Consider the following 20,125-nt stretch of genomic DNA (forward strand, 5'->3'; position numbering starts at 1 on the left):
ACTAATAACAACTTCTTACTTGGCTAAATTTTATCGAAATATCATTATGAAAAGAATCTCTATATTTCTTCTATTGGTCATAAGCGCATTGAGCATTTCGTGCGATGATTTTTTGGATAAACAACCCGACGATATGCTTACAATCGATGCGGTATTTACCACCCGATTAGAAGTAGAAAAGTACCTTGCCAATGTGTATAGCTATTTGCCCGATCCTGCCGACCCTTATGCAAACTTTACGCCTGTTTCTGATGAGGGAGATTTCGTCTGGACAACTATTGGCGCCAACTCGATTAATACTGGTAACTGGGGACCCACTTCGATTCCCTATGATAGATATGCCCACTATTACAAAGGTATTCGTGCGGCATCGGTATATATCAACTCAGTGGAAAAATGTGCTGAATGTGAAGGCGTAACCGCTGGTATCAATATCCGAACGAAGGCAGAGGCTAGAGCTTTAAGAGCTTATTACTATTTTCTTTTGCTTCGTCAATATGGCCCTATTGTACTTTTACCCAATATTATACCAGTAGACGCCTCGATTTCGGAAACAACCAAACCTCGCAATTCTTATGATGAATGTGTGAAATACATCGCAGATGAACTGGACTTGGCTGCCAAAGATTTACCTACCGTTACACAAAATGTCATAGATTATGGTCGCGTAGACAAGCGAGCTGCAATGGCAATCAAAGCTCGTGTATTACTGTATGCTGCAAGTCCTTTGTTTAATGGAAATAACCAAGATTATGCCAGCTTCAAAAATACGGATGGCAAAGCCTTGATTACTAATACGTACGATGCCAATAAATGGAAATTAGCTGCTGATGCAGCTAAAGCCGTGATAGACTTAATGCCGAATGGGTTATATAAAAAGTTTGATGCTACGGGAGCTTTAGATCCCTTTGCTTCTTATCGTGATGTTTTTATTGATCGCTGGAACGCTGATGTTATTTGGGGACGCCCTAGTTCAGGAACAAATAACTGGACTATTCATGCTGCGCCAAGACAAATGAAAGGTTGGAACGGTTTGGGTGTAACCCAACAAATGATAGATGCCTATCACATGGCCAATGGCAAACGTATTGATGAAGCTGGCTCGGGATATGTAGAAACGGGTTTGTCTACAACAGACACTAAATATACCAAGGCACTGGACTGGAATATGTATCTCAATCGTGAACCAAGATTCTACGTAAGCATACTTTATAACCACGATACATGGGTGTTTACAGGAGCATCTAGTACACCAATACAGTTATACGCAACAGGAGCTTCTGGAAAAAATGGCTCGCATGACCATACTGAGACAGGATATTTGTTGACCAAGTTTGTGAGTCCTAATAGTGATGTGCCCAACAACAGATATACAACCCAATCTTGGATTTATTTTAGATTGGCCGAAATGTACCTGAACTATGCTGAGGCATTAAACGAATACAGTCCAAACAATACAGATATTGCCAAATATGTCAATCTGGTGCGTGAGCGGGCAGGTATTCCAGCTTTGCCAACGGGCTTAACACAAGCAGATATGCGTGAGCGTATTCGTCACGAACGCCGTATCGAACTAGCTTTTGAAGAACATCGCCTATTTGACGTGCGTCGTTGGAAAACCGCCGATAACACTCAAGGTGGACCTATGTATGGGATGAATGTTAGTAAAGGCACAAGTTTTACGGATACCGAATTTTACCAGAGAGCGATATTCGAGACTCGTGTATTTGAGAAAAAACACTATTTCTGGCCAATTCCACAATCGGAAATAGACCGAAATAAGCAAATGGTTCAAAACCCAGGCTGGTAAGAAAAAAGTGAAGCCCTCGTTAGAAATAAATTCAACGAGGGCTTCTCTTTTTTAGCCTTTGTTGGAATTATTTCCAACAAACTTGCGTCAGCCACAAACAAATTTGATATTCCGCCTTTGTTGGAATTTTTTCCAACAAACCTGCTTCAGCTATAAATCAACTTGGTATTGCTTTAGATATTTAGCTATTTGCTAACTGATATTTACGAGGATTAATATATCTTAATGTTGGAATTTTACCGAAGTCAGAATCATTATCAGAGAGTAAAATCAGGTCATAACACATGGCTGTTGAGGCGATAGTTGCATCTGGTAGTTTTACCTTATACATTTTCCTAATCTCAATAGTCTGTTGCACAATTTCCTCCGATATCCAAAATTCTTGGCAAGCATCAATAAAAGTATTAATTGATGCCAAAAGGTTTTGATTTTTTGGTGCGAAACTCAAAAGTTCTATTCTAGTAATTACAGAAATATATGCCTGTCCATTGTCAAGCACATGATCAAGTAACGTATGTCCGTGTTCAAAAAGAGTTTCCTCAAAATATTTAGATACAACATTTGTAGCAATTAAATATCTCTTTCCCATTCGTTTCTGATATTGTCAAAATGCTTGTGAATTTCTTCTTTGTCTTTATCATCAATATTTTTCCAAGTCCCTCGTAAACTTCCTTTTAATGTACGAGCAGGAACTAGGTTACTTTCCACAGTAGTTTGGTCATTGACTACCTCCTCAGTAAACATAACAAAGACCTTTACTTTGTGGGTAAATTTGGGCGTTTCAGTCAATATGATTTGCCCATTATCGTAAACTCCTTCTACGGCTGTAAGCATAATTGTTTCGTTTTAAGGTTACTCAAATATAACAGTTTTTCGCCATTGTTAAAGTTATCCATGACAAACTTGCGTCAGTAACAAATCAACTTGATATTTAACTAGAAAACTCAAAAGAGGGCAGCATTATTTTTGAGAAAGCGCTTTTCTGACATCTAAGGCAAGCTCATGACTAGTAAAAATGGTGAAAATCCTTTTTTGAAACCTGTAACATGGGTTAGGAAAAACCCATAAACACCGTTGGTTTTATCAATCCAAGGATAAGCGCCTGCCCATGAAGGACTGCTAAGAAGTGTGGCTTCTCCTTGAGTATTCACTTCTTCTCGCCATTCACCTAAGCCATAAATATCTGTTTCTTTTCGACCCCTTGCCCGCTCGACAAATTCTCCAACTTGAACTTTTGCATTTTTTATTTGGTCAGATTGCATAAAAGCAATGGTTTTTTCAGATAAAATCCTTTTCCCTTTAAATACCCCTTTGTTGAAAATCATGGATAGAAAATTAGTATAGTCCTGAAGTGTCGAGCGAGCGCTACCGCCCAACATGGGCGCATGTCCTCCCGCTGAATCGACTGGGGTAAAACGAGTACGAGTCATTCCTAAGGGATTTGCTATTTTTTTTTGAAATAATTTTTCCCAACTTTTACCTGTTGCTATTTCTGCCATTCTCCCTGCAACCTGCATTGCCAATCCTCCATACTTGAATTTTGTTCCTGATAAAGTATCGGCAGGTAAAGGAAGAATGTTGTCAACAGAACTCTTTAAATCCTGAGATATATCGACAGGGTTGCCTTGAGGTTGATAATCAGGATAGCCAGCAGTATGTGATAGAAGTTGCGCTAAAGTCGCCTCACCTTTGGTATCCTTAAATTCGGGAAGCCAGTGGTTTACCTTATCTTCCCAATGTAATTTCCCTTCGTCGACCAAAACCGCAATCGTTGCGGCTGCCAACCATTTGCCAGCAGAGGCAATGAATACAACTCTATTTTTGTCATAATTTCCAAAATAGGCTTGGTAAATCTTTTTATTTTTTTGAAAAACAACGATTGAAGCACCATCATAATGACCACTGTCTACCCAAGTTTGAATTTTTTGTTGAATAGGCATAAAGCTCTTGGGTGTTTTCTGAGCAACAGCAGACCAAAAACATCCACACAAGCAAAGAATAATAAGGAGTTGTTTCATAGAGTGTATTATTTTTCGATCCAAAAACTTTGTTCAATAGGCTCGGCAGATTGTACTTTTCCAGCAATGCCATATTGCCAAGCCACAACGGTTACTTTGATAGGCATTTTAGATTTTGGTGGAATTTTAGTAAAAACTAACTGTTGATTCTTGATTAAAGCAGGTCCTTCTTTTACATAAAAAAATACAGGAACTCCCGCATTTGAGCTTGCAGTTAGAGTTACAAAGCGCACTTTCTTTTTAATATTAGGCATAGCTTCAAAAGAAATCTTTTGTGCTATACCTTGTGTATTTTGTAAGGGAAATTTTAGCTCAAATTGCTGTACAGCTGATTTATAATGCTCATCACCTTCGTTATGTGCCAATAGCCAAATCGCATTGCTCCGTTTTTTGTTGTTAAATCCCATGCGGTAAAAACTGATTTGGAAAGTACTATCATCTAGTTTTTTGACAGGACCACAAATACGGTCTATCATAATCGGTGTTTTGGCGTGATTGATGACAACTGTAGTTTTGGTTGTATCACTAAAAAAAGCTTTGAACCTAAAACTAATGCCATCAGACAAAGGCTTGAAAGTTGGTTGATATTGAGCATGATTTTTGGATGGAATAAGTATTTTTTCTTGCTGAATTAAGCCCAAATATTGCATTTTTTTGCTTCGAGCTTTTTCATAAAATGCTTCTGTAGCTTGGGCATGTTCTTTGTCAAAACACCAAGATGCCGTGTATTTATTTCCTGTAAATTGCGAATAGGGACGTGCTTGAGTAATAGGCAAGGAGTCTTTTCTCCAACGGTCAATCAACCAACCATTTTGTGGAATTACAGGACGTAGGGCTTCACCATTTTTTTTAGGAAGTCGATATTTAACAGCTTTTTCAATAAATAATCCCACATAGTTGACCATGGATTCATTATAATCAAAATGCCCATGTCCAGCATCTGCAAAGAAAGTAATAGGCGTTTTCGGATGTTTGGATACATATTGAAAACCTGGTTCGAGCCGTTTTTCCCACCATTCATATTCACCCATAATAAACAGACTTGGTACACCTTCAATCGTTCTATTTCCCCAGTCTGGATTAGCTCTGCCATAGCCAGTTAGGTTGGTTTGAGGGGTATCGCCATGAACAGAAATTATGGCTAAAGTTCTGGTAGGATTCCACGCACCAAAATTCCAAGGATAAGTCGCCATGGCTGAGTGCCCTAAGGGAATAATCGGAGCATTCGATAATTCGGTATATCCCGAAACCTTGGCAAGAGCATCCATCATGGTTTGGAAATGCTTTGGGGCATCTTTATGAAAATCGAAAGGAAATTCTAAAACGGGTGTAATCCAAACTTCGGCAAGACCTAACTCGGTAAGCTTTTTCCTGAAATTTTCGTTTTCTAACATGCCTTCTTCTATCATGTTGTGCATGCCGACCACTACGCCTTTCACTTCCTTACAATTCTCAGGAATCCACAGGAATGCTTGCGGATTGGCATTGGTTTCCTCGCTAATGAGTCCTTCTACGGGAGCTGACCATTGCCAAACTTGTGCGTGTATATGGGTAGAAAAACCGATAAATAGTAGAAAAAAAATGATGAGTATTTTTTTCATAAAAGAATGATAATCTAAAAGTTATTCATGAATTATATCCCAGTACACCACATATCTTTCTCGATGAATATTGTATAGTGGTTGTAAAATAATGCCTTCAGCCTTCGTTTTGAAGGTCAAAGCCGCATTGGGAACCTTCTCTATGGTCGATGTTAAGTTTTGTGGATTTAAGTGTAAACTGGTAATAATATCCGCAGGAACATGGTATTGATATTTGTAATAGTCGTTGTACGCACTCGGATCAGAATAGGGGGCAGGGCTGTTCATTTGGGCAGTACCCATTTTACCAGCTAGTACAATGGGACCGTAGGTAATGGCAACTTTGTTGGCGTTATCGTTGGTGGGTTTTAGGTTAAGTTCCATTGGAAACTCCACTTCGATAATGTCGTTGACTTTCCATTTTTGTGATAAAGAAATGTATCCTCCTGCAAGATTTTGTAGTTTTTGTACCTTTCCATTTAATTTCACTACCACACTTTTAGCCCAAGACGGATAACGAATTTTGATTCCCAAAGGCTGTGTGGGTGCTGCTGTAATCGTAAACTTCGTTTGTCCGTTTTGTGGAAAAATGGTTTCTTGTTTTAGGCTAAAGTTTTGTTCTTTCCAATTTAATTCAGACGCCATAAATAAGTTGACAAGTACCGAATTGGCATCATGATAATAAATACCTTCACCATACTTCGCATGGTTTTCGAAGCCACTTCCCACACAGCACCAAAACGAATTTTCGGGAGTGCTATACACTTTATGCGCTCCTGCCAACATTGGAAGAAAGTAGGCCACCATGCCCGTAGCGGGGTCTTGTTGACCGAGTATATGATTGAATAGCGCCTTTTCGTAGTAATCCGCATATTTAACATCACCCGTATGAGTGTATAAATGCCGCGTCAACTTGAGCATATTGTAGACATTGCAGGTTTCACCAGTGTAGCCTGAAAGGTGTTTGGAAAGTTCGTCGGACTTAAAAAAATGTTCTTTGTCGCTATTACTTCCTGTGGCAAAAGAATGATGATTGATGACTGTATTCCAGAAAAATGCTGCTATGGTATCGGCATCGCCTTTTCCTTCAATTTCATAATTGCGAGTCAGTCCTAATAGTTTAGGAATAAAAGTGTTGGCATGTTTGGGGTCTAGCACATCCTTTCCCTCTTTTAAAGGGTCAATAGTTTCGTTGTGGTAAAAGAACTCTGCTAGCCATTGATATTCTTTTTTCCCCGTAATAGCATACAAATTATAGAAAGACTCGTTAATCCCCCCGAACTCGTTACGAAGCATGATACGTCGTTGTTCAGGCGAAACAGGTTGGAGTTTTTTGTATGCCCACAAGCCCATCTTTTCAGCAATTTCTAGGGCTTGTTTGCTGTCACAATACAAATATTGGTCTATTAGTCCTGCATAGATTTTGTGTAAAGTGTACCAAGGCGCCCACACGCTTTTACCAGCCAAATTTCGATTGATTAATTCTTGAGGAAAAGCACTCAAATAGCCCTCTTGATTCAAGGCAGTTTGTACTTCTGCGAGCCCTTTGACCAAAGAATCGGCTTTAAGTTTGTAATAATCATCACCCGTTTGAGCATACATCAATGCCAAGCCAGACAACAAATGCCCAGTGGTATGACCTCTCAAATCACAATCGAGCGATTCCCATCCACCATATTTCTTCATGGCGAAATATCCGCCTTCATTGGCAGTGTAAACACCTGCATTGTTTCTGAAACTATGAAGTAGTCGTTTGGTATCCAGTTGCTTAATCCATGATTGTTCACGGAGCATATTTTCTTTAAAACGCCCATCTAACAAACGAATTTGAAGTAAATCAAAAGCCTGAATAGTAGAGGATAACTGGTCCTGCAGGACAAATTTGCCATGGTGCTGACCGGGGTAGTGAGATTGAGCCTCAATGGAGTATGAAAAAAGCGAAGCTATTCCAAGAATAAAAAATCCTTTTCTGAACATAGGTACAAGGTTTATTTTCAGAAAAGATGAGTCGACGACCTATTTGATACTCTTTTTTTCTTAAGAATAATCTTTCAAAAGGTTTTTGCTTGAAAATGAGATTAATAATATTTTTTACCAGATAATAAATATTGTGAGCCTAATTTGCTTGTTTACGAGAATATTCCCACTTTCAGGTCGAACAATAACACACAAAATTTATGTCAACTGAATCAAAAATTAAAGCACGCCAAGCCCTCAATATTGCTCCAGACAATAAGATAATTTTTAGTTTTGATGGAGGTGGAATACGAGGCATTTTTACCATTCAGCTCTTAAAAAAAATCGAAGAAATCGTAGGTGCTCCTATCTACGAATGGGTAGATATGGTGGCAGGCACCTCTACAGGAGCGATTATTGCCAGCTTGATTGCAAACAAAAAATCGGCGACAGAGATAGAAACACTGTATGAAGATTTAGCTGCAAATATCTTTAAAGAACGATTGTTGGGTAATCGTTACACAAATCCTCCTCAATTCGATAAAATCAATTATAGAGCGATTTGTAAAGATATTTTTGGTAATAAATCCTTAAAAAACCTAGGCGAATCGTCAGGAATAGACTTGTTTTTTACTGCCAAAGATATGGTGGCAGGCGAAGAAACGTTTTTTACTTTTTTTAACAAAAATGAAAACTCTAAAGCGGTAGATACTTATCAGGATGCTCTGATGCGCGCTGTGGTGGAAGCCACCATGTCGGCACCCACGTATTTCCAGCCCTTTGAGCGCTTTATCGATGGAGGTACAACCGTGTACAATAATCCAGTAATGGCGGCGCTAATGGAGGCATTTCATTACAATGGAAAAGAGAAATATAGTTCTGACAATACGACTGTTTTTAGTTTTGGTACTGCAAGCTTGTTTAGGTTTGTCCCTCTCGAAGAAATCTCCGAGCCCAAAGGACCAGATGTATTATTTTGGCTGGATTATGTAATGGATGAATCAAGCAAAGATGCGAGTGAAATGCAGGTGAATTTTCTGAGAAGTACACTTATGAAAGGACTAGATTTCCGAAGATTGCAACTTTCTTTGGATCGAAAGTCTATTGAGAAACTACCTAATAAATCACTCAAAAAACTAGACAATATCGATGCTAACTCTATACATCAATTGAGTGACCGAGAGCTAGCAAAAATCAATATGGCAGATGTAAAGATGTTGCCATTAATGAAGATATTGGGCGAAGCCGTAGCAGATTTTGTACATGATAAAAATGGTTTTAAGTCAGACCTCAGAGGTGAGAATAAGTTGGTGACTGGTATGGATAGTAATTATCGTGAAAAACTTAAAAAGCATCTTCAAAAGGCAAGTTGGATAGATCATTTACCAACAGCTTAAGAAAACTTAAACAACATTATTAATTATACATACACATTTCTTCAAACGTCTTACCAAATGGATATAGTTGATAAATTACGTATATTGACTTTGGTTGCTATTGTAAGCTCAAAATGGTAATAGATCAACAAATATATATCGGCACATTTAAGCACATTGCGAATAGACTGAATTGGAAACTGTATTTGGAAGAGGAGGATATGTTGAACTATAAAAATCTAACTAAACACCTGTCTGACAATATATTGAAAGAAGTATTTCTTTCAATATATTGCATTAAGCCTAATTTTTATTGAATTTTCGTGCAAAAAAATGCTACTTCAGTTAGCTGTATTTTTTGATACCCATATAAAAACGATACCCAGATAATGAATAATCAGTTGGACAACATAAAAGCTAAGCTTGAAAAACTACGACAATTGGATACGAATTTGGAGCTTTTTGGTTCTGTAAAACATAGGTATATCCTAAATCCAACCGTTCAGATAGACGTGATAAAACAGTTTGAAGTGAAGCATAAGATTACTTTACCGAGTGATTATGTTGCATTTTTGACTACACTCGGAAATGGAGGAGCAGGCCCATTTTATGGACTTGAACCTCTTGAAAATGCTGTTTTGGACGACTTGGACTACAAACATAAGGGCAGTGTATTAAATCCAAGTAAACCATTCCCACACACTGACGCTTGGAATATGGAATTTGAACCTACTGTTAGTGAAGATGAAAATCAGGAGGAAAATGATAGGCAATATGAAGAGTTTACAAATTTGTATTTTGATAGAGAACAAATTAATGGCGTTATTGCGATTTGTAATTATGGTTGCGGAATAAGTTTAAACTTAGTCGTCAATGGAAGAGAATATGGGAATGTTTGGACGGATGACAGAGGAAACGATGGTGGAATATATCCAACAATTCAACTTGGTGAAAAAAACAAAATCAAATTTTTAGATTGGTATGAATTGTGGTTGGATAAGTCAATTGCAGAGATGACTTTAAAATTTAGCACTAAAGAAAATACAACTATTGACCTAAAAAAACCTTGGTGGAAAATCTGGCAGAACTAAAGGAAATATAGTCGCTGACACTGACCTGTGGCTATGACTGTTTCGCAAAAAATTGAACGACAGGGGTTAATATTATCTTTAGAAATGTGAGGCTGTGTTCTCCCTATAACTCAAAGCCTGTCTGTTATAAACCTTTTAATGACAACTCAACCATCGAAACCAAAAGACATATCGAAATTAACGAAGGCTATCAAGGTTTTAACTTGACAGAGTTTGCCATTGAGGTTGAAGAACTATCTAGCAACGACCAAATTGTTGACATCTTTATTCGTTCAAAGCAATTTTCCTTTGATTGTTTGCGTGACTGTGTAAAAGCTGAACCAGAAAAAGGTTATTTGAGACAAGCTTTTGCTATTGACAAAATAAAAATCAATGACTTCGAGAAAACGGACAAACAAGGCGTATTAAAATTTCTTTGTGACTTTATCAACGAACCAGATTGGGGTGATGATAGAAACGCATTTGCGAAACTGCTCGATAGGTATTTTGAAATCCAAAATGATTTTGGAGATAACTATTTTTATATTTTATCAAAGGACTGGTTTGACAAAAACGATGAAAGAGTCCTTGAACCCGAAAGTTGGGTTTATATCTATTACTTTTTGATTATTTCAATAGATAGGAAAGCAAACTCCTTGACATTGATAGAATGGACATACGATTAATTAATTACGAAAAAATGCCATTTCCTGATTATGATCTCAAGCTAGAGGATATTAGTATTTTATCTCGCTGTCATTCTATAAATATTAGCACTGAAATAACACCAATTTAAAATAACCTATAATTATGATAGACAAAGTATTTGCAATTTCTGAAAATAAAATTTCTTCATTTATTATTGATGAAAATTCTCTGAAATTTTCTAGCCAAAACTTCAATACTTTTACCGCATTTCAAGATGCTTGGAATAAAAAACTATCTCTTGCGACAAAGGTCGAGGTGAAGTATGACTCCATAAAATCAATTAAAAAGGAGGAAAATGATGACGATGTGTATATAACATATAAAGCTATCGGCGGAATTTCAGTGGATTGTGTGTTTAGCTTTAAAGACCAAAATGAGGATGAAGTTCTATTCAATTATTTTATTCGAGAACACTTTTATCAAAAGGTGGATGAAGCATTAACTCCATTTAAGGCTATTCAAAATTATTTAATTGGACTTTTCGCAACCGTTGGAGTAACTGTGTTTTCTTATTATGAAGCCATTGGTATAGCAAATGGAACAGTCGAAGAGGCACATAGTCGTAAGACACGTCAGTTTAACAATATTATAGAGCTTCTTGGAGATAAAGGCGTAATTTTAATTGGAACGGGAGTCTCTTTATTCCTACTTTACAAAATTTGGACACGCTATAAAAATCCACCTAACCAAATCAGATTTCTTCCTCCAAATAGATAAATAACAAATAAGAGTAGACTGCATGAACCTCAACTTTGGACTTACAGGATAGTGTAAAAATGATGGACAAACGGTAACAAAATTAATTATTTTTGAGGTAGCAATGGGATACTGAAAAATGCCACTATTAGTTTGTGGCGAGAGGATAACAGCAAGTTGTTTTAAATCTCCACTGTAGCTAATAACAAAATGTTATATCAATTTTAAAAGACCATATAAATGGGAAATTTTTTAGCACTTTCATCAATCATTGGTAAGACAAAAAACGAAGTAATTACCAGCTTGACAAATTATGCCATTTCTGTTAGTGGTGGACTTCAAGAAGAAAGTAACATTGACTCATCTACTGACAACTGTTGCATCATCGACGAAGAAAATGGGAATGTGAGTGTTTTCTATCCAAATGGCTATTTAGAATGGGATGACAGTTCGGCTTATTTGTCAAAAGAATTAAATGCGACAGTATTCTCATTTCATATTCACGATGGAGATTTTTGGATGTATGTTTTGTATAATGATGGACAAATAATTGACCAATTCAATCCCATTCCAGATTATTGGGATGAAACCATTTCGGATGAAGAAATTGAAAGTTGGAAAGGGAATGCCAATATTCTTACTCAATATTTAAAGAATGTAACACCAAGCGACATTGACAAATATTTAGTTAAGTGGGATTTGGAAGAAGAAGAAACAGAAAAAGCATATTCTACGGACGAATATGGACAGGAAGAATGGCAACTAATAGACTTTATGAATAAATTAAGTTTGCCATATCCACTTGATTTCGACGGTAATCCCAAAGGTCTAACTTTTAAGCTTTGGACAAAGCAACTCAAGCTTACAACTGTAAAAAATAAAAGCAATACGACAGCAATCAAGAATGAAAAACCTTGGTGGAAGTTTTGACAGTTTTTCGTCGAGGAGGACAAAAAACGGCTAGTAATATAGCTACTCACTAAAAAGACAAAACGGGAATTAAAATTGAAAGAATTACAAAACATTTTGCCAATTGAACTTGAAGAAGCATTTTCATCTGCGGAATTTGAGAATGATGGTGGGTTAGAAATATGCTCTATTGAATACTTAGAAAATGAACTTCTTTTTAATTTTTCATTTTATTTAGACGAACTTGAAGAACGGCAAAGGCAGTATTGGCAACTTAAAGTAAACGGCTACATAGAAAGTAAAATTGATAATTTCGGCAACTTTATGACTTTTTATTCAGAGCATAATTTACTTGTAGAATTTCAAGATGTAGAAACTGAATTATACTTTAAAAGGAAAGGAGATCATCCTGAATTGTTACTAACAAGTATTTTCGAATTACATACAATTGTTTTCGACAACTTAATTCCAATTGAAAAATTTATTCAAGGAAGACAACTATTTCAGCTATGTAAATCAGAAACAGGACTTTTCGCAAAAGGACCAAAAAGTATTCTAAGCTTTTATTTTGACATGTTACAAAAAGCAGGAAAAGAACCTTACTATTTTGGTGAGCGAAAACCTCAATTTTGGAACGGACAAAAATGGACAGAATACAATAGTGATTTAAAATTAGTTTTAAGTGGCGGAACCTACATAATTGGAGAAGAATTTAATTTCATGAAACTGAATAGATAAAAATGTCTACCAAGACAAGGTTTGGCAGTATGGTGGCTTTCGTTTGAGCTGGATTTTTTCAAATTTCATCAAAATGCAAAGCCCCAATCATTAGCTGTACTACCAATATAACATTGAAGATAATGCCTCCATTTTATGACATATATGGAATTTCCAAAAGTAGAGACAAAGAAACGATAGAGCTTTTCTTGAACTTTTATTGTCAGCGAGAATTAATTGAGAATTTCGAAGGAAAAGGTGTTGAGGTAGCAATCTATTCCAATGAAAAATATGGAGTGAAGGAAACCTATATACCAGTGAATACGCTGAGTGAGGTAATTGACTATGGATTAAGTCACCCAAATCTTTGGTTTGCGTTTTACATTGGAACAAAATCTAATTATAAAAAGGATATTGATGGAGTTATCTTGAAATTCACTTTTGATGATAAAATCATTTTCGGTATATCTATCGAAGAAAATAGTCTCACAGATGAAGGACAATTAATTAATAATTACGATAATGCCCTTGAAATTCAGAAGGAGATTCAAGAACTTACCAACTCTACAAAGACATGTATCCTGCTTGAATATGCTCCTGCTGATGATGATGAGGAGTTTGATAGTGATATTAAACATTGGCAAATTATGAACGAATCGAAACGATAGCCATAAGTACATTATGAAAAAATACATTCATTTCTACACTTTACTTTTATGGACACTTTCATTTTTCAAAGGGTTTTCGACTTCACAATTACCAGACCTACTGATTTATAAAGGAGATACTATTCCAATTTATGCAAATCCTCTCGAACAACTTTATGAGAAAAGTAGCTCACGCCCCAACTTTTTTGGAAGTAAGCATGAGTGTACTTCAACTAGCTGCTGGCGAGGTTATTATGCTGAATGGGAGATTATTAACAACCAAATTTATTTAACAGGCATTTTTAGTTGTTGCGATGAGCATCGTGAAACTAAGGCAGACTTAAAAGCTTTGTTTGGCGAGAAGTGTATTAACGGAAAAGTCAAGGCAGTTTGGGTAACTGACACTTTTATTTCGCCACAAGGAAAACTGTTACATTACGTCCACATGGGTTATGATTCTATATACGAAAAGGAATTAGAATTTCAGTTTAAAGAAGGGAAACTTTTGGGTATAAAATCTTATGATAATTCAAAATCTCGAACTTCTATTTACAAAGTAGACCACAAGAAATTATTGAAGTTCATTGACAGACAAATAAATTGGAGCATTTTACCAAAGAATAAAGGGAAAATAAGAGTATTTGTGCAGTTTTCGGCAAATATCTATGGATTGATAGATCGTGCTGAGGTGATTCGTGGTTATAACAAAGACTTCGATAAAGAAGCAATTAGAATTGTCAAGTCAATTCCCCAGTGGGATATTTTATATAGTCATGGTAAATTCATTCGTATGAATTATATAATGCCAGTTACATTTAACTGTGAAAATAGACATAACAAGTACCATTAATCAAATTAGGTAAAACTAAAAACATGGAAGGATAATCAAACGATGGTCAAAGGCTATCCCGTTTACATAGTTAACCCCACATATAAAACAATTAGGGTGGAGGAACAAGATGGAAGGTTAATGATTATACAAGAAGCAAAAGATAAGAATGGCAATTGGAGACCCATTGAATATTGGCAGTTTAGTAGTTGTGGAAATAGTTATGGAGGCGTCGCATTAAAACCTAATTCCTATATTTTTACAAAAATAGTAGCGTATAGAGGAGAATTTGAAACAACCTTACGCTTAAAAATGCTCAATGATACCCTTGTATATTACTCTGAACCGTTTAAAGGAAGTATCAATTTAACCCAGCTGGACACAGCCTTAATTAAACAAAATGTTAGTCCGCAAAACTTTTTCAATAAAGAGAAATAGAAAAAAAAACATTTGCCACACATGGTCTTACGTGGTTAAATCAAGTACAGAGCCTCTGTCAAAATTTGATTAATATTAAAATAAACCATTTAACTAATGAAACTATTTGATAAAATATTCAATTCCAACAAGACAACACAAACAGTTGACTTGACAACCATCACAAGGACAGAAGTTCTGGAAGGGTTTTCTATCCCAGGAATGATACACAATATTCATTATCACTTTACTGACTTGCAGGTGTATAGTGACGGACTTATTAATTGTTGGGGAATGGTTGACCTATCTATGTTCCAAGACAAGTTAAATAAAGGCTGGGTTGTTCCCTCGATTCCAGACGGAGAAGCAATTTCTATTTATAATTTAGGTAACTGGAATATTGAGCAAGGAGAATGGCAACATACCAAAGAAACACTGTATGATTATGTTTACTCACTTGTAAAACAACTTAATCCGACACTCGAAAATTTACACAATTATAACGGTAGTGATTCAAAAAAGGTAGGCAATGTAAATGTTGCAAAGCATTCTACCTCGACAGCCCTACCTTATCATTATGATGACCCAAACTCATTTTTTCGAAAAAGAATTAATGGAGAAAAATTTCATTTCTTTTATCGAAATGATGATAACAAAACATATTTAGCAGAATTATCTATTTATAAAAGTGGATACATAGAGATTACAAATTTACCTAAGAAGAAAATACACAAACTAGTGGACTTAGATGCCTTAGCTCAGAATGGTACGCTAACAACAGATCTTAAAATCGGAGAAACGGTTTTAATTGTGAATTTAGGGTCATTTAAAGTCGTTTCGGGGAGCGGAATTGATATTAAATTCAAACTGAACGAGCTAGTTGATAAGTTCAACGAACTAAACGGTAGCGAAAATAGTATTGCCAAATGTGCGAGAATATTTGAGGTGTACAAACAAAACCCGACCAAAAAATTACGAGACGATTTAAAAGCGGCGTATGAAGCAGTTCCAGAACATCGAAGAATTTTCGTTGGGACAATGGATACAAAAGACTACGAAGTTCGTCAGGTAATTTATGGCGACATTGTGAAAAAAGAATGGGAGGAGGATTATGGGTATGAGTATCCGTATGACGATATGCCCAAACCAATAGATGAATAGGAATAAGACCGCAAATAAGTTTTAATTATTTTACAAACTCTGTCGCTAGTGCTGGCTTCCAAGCCAGTACTCACTCAATCTAAGGATTCCGATCCTATTGGCAAGGATAATGGTTCCCTAGTCACAATTGAAGATTTTGCACAGGATGGAAATCAATTTTTATTTTTATATATTTGAATTGTACTTTAGCTACACCGCTAAATCTCGTCTATTGCAAACAAAAAAATGATACTATGCACTTACAAGAGACTCTACAAAATCACAGAAATTCACTTCAAGAGAGACCAAACTACGCTCGGGATATGGCATTAAAAAATATCTTGATAATGAAACCCTTATAAGCCCGTATGGCAACTGACGGTGTTTAAAATTGGGACACATCAAACTTTATTGCATTTCATAATTTTTAACTTCATATACAAAATAGTGGAGTATTTGAATGATTCGATAAGGTATTATGCCAATAATGAACTTTGGCATTCTCAATATCAAATCGCTATACTCACTCACCCTTTAACTACAATTCTATGAAAACTTTAGCCATTACAATAGTGACAATATTTATTTCACTGACTTCATCATTAGGGCAAACCTCAAAGGACAGTTTGTTAGTCTTTATCGGAGAAAAAATTGAAGTGAAATACACACCTGAAAAGTCTTTGTCAGATACAGTAATTATGGGCAAAGATACTGTGATAACCGTAGGTATAAGTCTTGACAACAGATATAGAGCAAAATACAAAATATTACAAGTAATCAATGGTTCTTTCAGACAAGACACTATTACATTTTTTGCTTATGACCATTATGGCGAACCTGCATTTTCCAAGTTCAAGACAGTTCTTCTTTTTGTTTCTCCTCACAAAGGCGAGCTATATCACGAGAAATACCAATATTTTGATTTGTATTTGACCGCTGACAACAAATGGGCAAGTCCTTATTCAGGTAGATACCAAAATGATTATTTCAAAGATAAGGTTAGTGTAAGACCAGAGAAAATTTCGTTTAAAGAAGAAGTTTCGTCTCCAATTAGTCATTTATCAGAAGACCAACGAAAAACTTTGTTTCCTAAACCATATTTTGACATTAAGAATGGTAATGCAATCGCTATTTATGGCAATTATGTGGATGATTTAGTTAAACTCAAAAAACAGACAAATTGAAAGTGAAATGATATTATTGGAAGTCGTGGTTATCTGAGCGTTTAACCTTGCTGTAGCGAGTTGTTGAGGCAGTTTTATATACACCTATAACAAACAGCTTAGGGATAGCTTCGATAATATACGTATATTGACTTTGGTTAATAAAATGCTTGGCGTGATTCAAACCTTCGCATTGGTTGGATAGACGTAATAAAATTCAATTATTATTGCAGTTATAAACTTGTTATAGCCAATTGTAAAACGATACACACGACATCAAAATGAGTATGAGTATAGTAAAAAGACAACATTACGTATGGAGACATTATCTAAGACCTTGGGCGGACAACGATAATATTTGGACACATTTCACGCAGTTAAATAAAATTGAAAGGACGAGTTTAATGGACGTTGCTCAAGAAAGATATTTCTATAAGCTTGTTGACTTTACAGATGCAGAAGAAACTTTTCTAAAAAACTACATTGACAAATTCAGTCCAACAGTTGTAAAACCGCTCAATTTTGACTTTCTAAATTTATTCACCAGCACAAGTAAGTTAAAAGAGCAATTATATAAGACCGTAAATCCTGCGGTTGACAAAGAAAAGTATACCGAAGAAATCAGAAAACTGGAAATCAATCTGATGGAAATCGGACACGGGAAAATGGAAAATTTAGGACAGAAACTTATCGCATACAGAAGTTTGGAAGACTTAAAAACAATCGAGCAAGACGACTACTTATTTGATGCAATAATGTTTTTGTGCTTTCAGTATTTCAGAACTAAAAGTATGAGAACTTCAGCTTTACAATCTTTTGTCGGTGGACCTTATGAAGAGTTGGCGAAAAAATCTTGGAATATTTTGAGTTATGTTACAGCAACGACTTTTGCAAAGAAAATTTCACTTGACCGAAAAATCAAATTCATATTTCACGAGAATAACACAACTGAACATTTCATCACTTGCGACCAACCTATTTTCAATATCTTCAACGACAAAGTTGATGAAAATGGCGAAGTAAAAGATTTAGAATTGTATTATCCTATTTCTCCAAAACACGCATTGACAATACATTTTCGTGACGACCAAGCCGATAAATATGTAGGTAATAGTGCAGACAAAGAACTTATAAATTTATTTAATAAAAAGGTTATCGAAAATTCTGACTTCTATGTTTTTGCCGACACAAAAGAACAATTGGAAAGGCTGAAATAAGAACAACTGGCAATTGGCAAAAGTGGCGGTTCAGTGCTCCTCAGGCACACTTGTGGTTAAACAAACATTTGTTCTCCGCATCAACATTTGTGGTAGAAATCGCCACCTTCGCCAAGCCGCAAACCTTTGTGCGTAATTTTAGGAAAGACTATATATAAATCAAATGACTGACAATAAATACAGATTTTCAATTCAGACATCAAACAACGGAAATGTAAATATTCCGTTGACTGAAGGAAACGCACTTTTTGTTTTAGGTGCCAATGGAGTAGGTAAATCGACTTTGATGCACAATCTATTTACTCAAAACAGTAATCATGCTAAACGTATACTTGCTCATAGACAAACATGGTTTACTGATAATGCAATGAATATGACAGCTTCGCAAAAAAAAGATTATGAGAACGCAATAAATTCAACGAACTCACAAATTTTTTCAAGGTGGAAGGATGATTATTCGCAACAAAGAACATCACTTTCAATTTTTAATTTAATTAATTCAGAAAATATCAGAGCAAGAAAGATTGCATCAGCCGTTGATGGGAATAATATTGAGCTTGCCCAAGAACATTCTCGAAATCAAGCACCTATTCAAGCTATTAATGAACTTTTAGCCGTTTCAAATATTCCAATTGCAATAATTCTTGGAAAGGATGAACAATTATTTGCTTCAAAAAATGGTTGTGAGCCTTATAGTGTTGCCGAACTGTCTGATGGTGAGAGAAATGCTTTATTAATTGGAGCTGACGTTCTAACTACAGAACCAAATTCGTTGATAATTCTAGATGAGCCAGAGAGGCATCTTCACCGTTCGATAATTTCACCATTATTAACTACACTGTTTCGAAAAAGGAATGATTGTGTATTTGTCATTTCTACTCATGATATCCATTTACCAATTGACCACCCTGAGGCTAGTATTCTTTTAGTTAGAGGTTGTCAATGGCAAGGAAAGAATATTCAAAATTGGGATGCAGACTTAATTTCAGCCGACACTTCAATTCCTGAAACAGTTAAACGTGACATTCTAGGTTCAAAAAGAGAATTACTTTTTGTAGAGGGACAATCCACGAGCTTAGATAGGCAGATATACCAACTTATTTATCCTAATGTATCAGTTATTCCACAAGGTAACTGCGGCCAAGTTGAAAGGGCAGTTGATGGCATAAAAGGAACAGAAAGTATTCATTGGATTGGTGCTTATGGTTTGATTGATAGTGACGATAGAACAGACGAACAACTACAAGGACTATTGACGAAAGGAATAGCAGCTGTTCCATTTTATTCTGTTGAAGCATTATATTACCATTTAAATATTGTTGAAAAAATCGCATTAAAAGTTTCTGTGTTGACCGGACAGGAAGCAAGCATATTATTTCAGAATGCAACAGCAAACATTATACAAGATATAATGCAGCATAAAGAAAGACTTTGCTCAAAACTTTGTGAAAAAAGACTTCGCAATGAGGTCATGTCGTCCCTGCCAAAACATAGCGATATTCAAGCACGAAAAAATTACAATTTGACATTTGATTTAAACCAAGTTCTACAAAATGAAGAAAATCATTTTGACAGGCTTGTTGCAGAAAGCAACTTAATGGGTCTATTGACAAGATACCCAATAAGAGAAACACAAGTTCTAAACAGAATTGTTTCGGGTCTTGGCCTGACAAGAGAGCAATACGAAAATGCTGTTAGAAAACTAATTATTGACGAACCAGACATAAGAGATTTTTACAGAACACTTTTGCAACCATTGACAAACTTAATTGGATGAAAAACTACGCCCAACAAGGGTAGCTGTTGCACAACTCATTTTCTCTAAAAATTCTCTTACAGAATATCCTTCCAGACCTCTTTTAAAGTAATTTA

The 20,125-nt window shown here is 35.8% G+C and carries 19 protein-coding genes; 14 read left to right on the forward strand and 5 right to left on the reverse strand.

Going from position 1 to position 20,125, the window contains the following annotated elements:
* Window positions 1–46 precede the first annotated feature (46 nt).
* Window positions 47–1,810 carry a RagB/SusD family nutrient uptake outer membrane protein gene (locus GVN22_RS22240; RefSeq protein ID WP_166553215.1) on the forward strand — a complete coding sequence of 588 codons (1,764 nt, stop codon included), beginning with the start codon at window positions 47–49 and terminating at the stop codon, window positions 1,808–1,810.
* A gap of 181 nt (window positions 1,811–1,991) precedes the next feature.
* Here GVN22_RS22240 and GVN22_RS22245 read toward each other — a convergent pair whose 3' ends face one another.
* The 5 genes from GVN22_RS22245 to GVN22_RS22265 form a co-directional block, all read right to left on the reverse strand.
* Complete coding sequence (locus GVN22_RS22245; RefSeq protein WP_166553216.1) at window positions 1,992–2,399, reverse strand: type II toxin-antitoxin system VapC family toxin; 408 nt, start codon at window positions 2,397–2,399, stop codon at window positions 1,992–1,994.
* Window positions 2,381–2,644: a hypothetical protein gene (locus tag GVN22_RS22250; RefSeq protein WP_205691005.1), complete on the reverse strand. Its 264-nt coding sequence runs from the start codon at window positions 2,642–2,644 to the stop codon at window positions 2,381–2,383. Before GVN22_RS22250 ends, GVN22_RS22245 begins: the two co-directional genes overlap by 19 nt.
* Window positions 2,645–2,799: 155 nt before the next feature.
* Window positions 2,800–3,828 carry a serine hydrolase gene (locus GVN22_RS22255; RefSeq protein ID WP_166553217.1) on the reverse strand — a complete coding sequence of 343 codons (1,029 nt, stop codon included), beginning with the start codon at window positions 3,826–3,828 and terminating at the stop codon, window positions 2,800–2,802.
* An 8-nt stretch (window positions 3,829–3,836) separates the two neighbouring features.
* The gene (locus GVN22_RS22260) at window positions 3,837–5,429 is read right to left on the reverse strand and encodes a hypothetical protein (RefSeq protein WP_166553218.1); all 1,593 of its coding nucleotides are present in this window, start codon (window positions 5,427–5,429) and stop codon (window positions 3,837–3,839) included.
* A gap of 21 nt (window positions 5,430–5,450) precedes the next feature.
* On the reverse strand, window positions 5,451–7,385 hold the full coding sequence (locus GVN22_RS22265) for a glycoside hydrolase family 127 protein (protein ID WP_166553219.1): 1,935 nt from the start codon (window positions 7,383–7,385) through the stop codon (window positions 5,451–5,453).
* 200 nt (window positions 7,386–7,585) lie between these two features.
* On the opposite strand from GVN22_RS22265, the gene GVN22_RS22270 reads away from it, so the two are divergent.
* The 13 genes from GVN22_RS22270 (at window position 7,586) to GVN22_RS22330 (ending at window position 20,030) form a co-directional block, all read left to right on the forward strand.
* Complete coding sequence (locus tag GVN22_RS22270) at window positions 7,586–8,761, forward strand: patatin-like phospholipase family protein (RefSeq protein WP_166553220.1); 1,176 nt, start codon at window positions 7,586–7,588, stop codon at window positions 8,759–8,761.
* A gap of 368 nt (window positions 8,762–9,129) precedes the next feature.
* Window positions 9,130–9,831: an SMI1/KNR4 family protein gene (locus GVN22_RS22275; protein ID WP_166553221.1), complete on the forward strand. Its 702-nt coding sequence runs from the start codon at window positions 9,130–9,132 to the stop codon at window positions 9,829–9,831.
* An 86-nt stretch (window positions 9,832–9,917) separates the two neighbouring features.
* A complete protein-coding gene (locus GVN22_RS22280) occupies window positions 9,918–10,496 on the forward strand; it encodes a hypothetical protein (RefSeq protein ID WP_166553222.1) in 579 nt (192 codons plus the stop codon).
* Window positions 10,497–10,620: 124 nt separating this feature from the next.
* Window positions 10,621–11,235, forward strand: coding sequence for a hypothetical protein (locus tag GVN22_RS22285; protein ID WP_166553223.1), 615 nt, complete (start codon window positions 10,621–10,623; stop codon window positions 11,233–11,235).
* 219 nt (window positions 11,236–11,454) lie between these two features.
* On the forward strand, window positions 11,455–12,144 hold the full coding sequence (locus GVN22_RS22290) for a hypothetical protein (RefSeq protein WP_166553224.1): 690 nt from the start codon (window positions 11,455–11,457) through the stop codon (window positions 12,142–12,144).
* A 75-nt stretch (window positions 12,145–12,219) separates the two neighbouring features.
* Entirely contained in the window at window positions 12,220–12,861 is a 642-nt protein-coding gene (locus GVN22_RS22295) for a hypothetical protein (RefSeq protein ID WP_166553225.1), read from the forward strand.
* Window positions 12,862–12,983: 122 nt separating this feature from the next.
* Window positions 12,984–13,508 (forward strand): hypothetical protein, encoded by a 525-nt coding sequence (locus tag GVN22_RS22300; protein ID WP_166553226.1) that lies wholly within the window; start codon window positions 12,984–12,986, stop codon window positions 13,506–13,508.
* 13 nt (window positions 13,509–13,521) lie between these two features.
* A complete protein-coding gene (locus GVN22_RS22305) occupies window positions 13,522–14,337 on the forward strand; it encodes a hypothetical protein (protein ID WP_166553227.1) in 816 nt (271 codons plus the stop codon).
* Between the two features lie 42 nt (window positions 14,338–14,379).
* Window positions 14,380–14,754 (forward strand): hypothetical protein, encoded by a 375-nt coding sequence (locus GVN22_RS22310; RefSeq protein WP_166553228.1) that lies wholly within the window; start codon window positions 14,380–14,382, stop codon window positions 14,752–14,754.
* A 96-nt stretch (window positions 14,755–14,850) separates the two neighbouring features.
* Window positions 14,851–15,894 carry a hypothetical protein gene (locus GVN22_RS22315; protein WP_166553229.1) on the forward strand — a complete coding sequence of 348 codons (1,044 nt, stop codon included), beginning with the start codon at window positions 14,851–14,853 and terminating at the stop codon, window positions 15,892–15,894.
* 527 nt (window positions 15,895–16,421) lie between these two features.
* On the forward strand, window positions 16,422–17,057 hold the full coding sequence (locus GVN22_RS22320; RefSeq protein ID WP_166553230.1) for a hypothetical protein: 636 nt from the start codon (window positions 16,422–16,424) through the stop codon (window positions 17,055–17,057).
* Between the two features lie 266 nt (window positions 17,058–17,323).
* Entirely contained in the window at window positions 17,324–18,253 is a 930-nt protein-coding gene (locus tag GVN22_RS22325) for a DUF4238 domain-containing protein (protein ID WP_166553231.1), read from the forward strand.
* 163 nt (window positions 18,254–18,416) lie between these two features.
* Window positions 18,417–20,030, forward strand: coding sequence for an AAA family ATPase (locus tag GVN22_RS22330; RefSeq protein ID WP_166553232.1), 1,614 nt, complete (start codon window positions 18,417–18,419; stop codon window positions 20,028–20,030).
* Window positions 20,031–20,125 lie beyond the last annotated feature (95 nt).

This window comes from Cellulophaga sp. BC115SP (assembly GCF_009905545.1).
GTDB classification, from domain to species: Bacteria; Bacteroidota; Bacteroidia; order Cytophagales; family Spirosomataceae; genus Flectobacillus; species Flectobacillus rivi.

Excerpts from the sequence above, each read along its gene's own strand:
- GVN22_RS22250 (WP_205691005.1), bottom strand. The coding sequence starts at position 2,644 with ATGCTTACAGCCGTAGAAGGAGTTTACGATAATGGGCAAATCATATTG.
- GVN22_RS22315 (WP_166553229.1), top strand. The coding sequence starts at position 14,851 with ATGAAACTATTTGATAAAATATTCAATTCCAACAAGACAACACAAACA.
- GVN22_RS22305 (WP_166553227.1), top strand. The coding sequence starts at position 13,522 with ATGAAAAAATACATTCATTTCTACACTTTACTTTTATGGACACTTTCA.
- GVN22_RS22310 (WP_166553228.1), top strand. The coding sequence starts at position 14,380 with ATGGTCAAAGGCTATCCCGTTTACATAGTTAACCCCACATATAAAACA.
- GVN22_RS22285 (WP_166553223.1), top strand. The coding sequence starts at position 10,621 with ATGATAGACAAAGTATTTGCAATTTCTGAAAATAAAATTTCTTCATTT.
- GVN22_RS22270 (WP_166553220.1), top strand. The coding sequence starts at position 7,586 with ATGTCAACTGAATCAAAAATTAAAGCACGCCAAGCCCTCAATATTGCT.
- GVN22_RS22330 (WP_166553232.1), top strand. The coding sequence starts at position 18,417 with ATGACTGACAATAAATACAGATTTTCAATTCAGACATCAAACAACGGA.
- GVN22_RS22245 (WP_166553216.1), bottom strand. The coding sequence starts at position 2,399 with ATGGGAAAGAGATATTTAATTGCTACAAATGTTGTATCTAAATATTTT.
- GVN22_RS22325 (WP_166553231.1), top strand. The coding sequence starts at position 17,324 with ATGAGTATAGTAAAAAGACAACATTACGTATGGAGACATTATCTAAGA.
- GVN22_RS22240 (WP_166553215.1), top strand. The coding sequence starts at position 47 with ATGAAAAGAATCTCTATATTTCTTCTATTGGTCATAAGCGCATTGAGC.
- GVN22_RS22275 (WP_166553221.1), top strand. The coding sequence starts at position 9,130 with ATGAATAATCAGTTGGACAACATAAAAGCTAAGCTTGAAAAACTACGA.
- GVN22_RS22255 (WP_166553217.1), bottom strand. The coding sequence starts at position 3,828 with ATGAAACAACTCCTTATTATTCTTTGCTTGTGTGGATGTTTTTGGTCT.
- GVN22_RS22290 (WP_166553224.1), top strand. The coding sequence starts at position 11,455 with ATGGGAAATTTTTTAGCACTTTCATCAATCATTGGTAAGACAAAAAAC.
- GVN22_RS22320 (WP_166553230.1), top strand. The coding sequence starts at position 16,422 with ATGAAAACTTTAGCCATTACAATAGTGACAATATTTATTTCACTGACT.
- GVN22_RS22260 (WP_166553218.1), bottom strand. The coding sequence starts at position 5,429 with ATGAAAAAAATACTCATCATTTTTTTTCTACTATTTATCGGTTTTTCT.
- GVN22_RS22300 (WP_166553226.1), top strand. The coding sequence starts at position 12,984 with ATGCCTCCATTTTATGACATATATGGAATTTCCAAAAGTAGAGACAAA.
- GVN22_RS22265 (WP_166553219.1), bottom strand. The coding sequence starts at position 7,385 with ATGTTCAGAAAAGGATTTTTTATTCTTGGAATAGCTTCGCTTTTTTCA.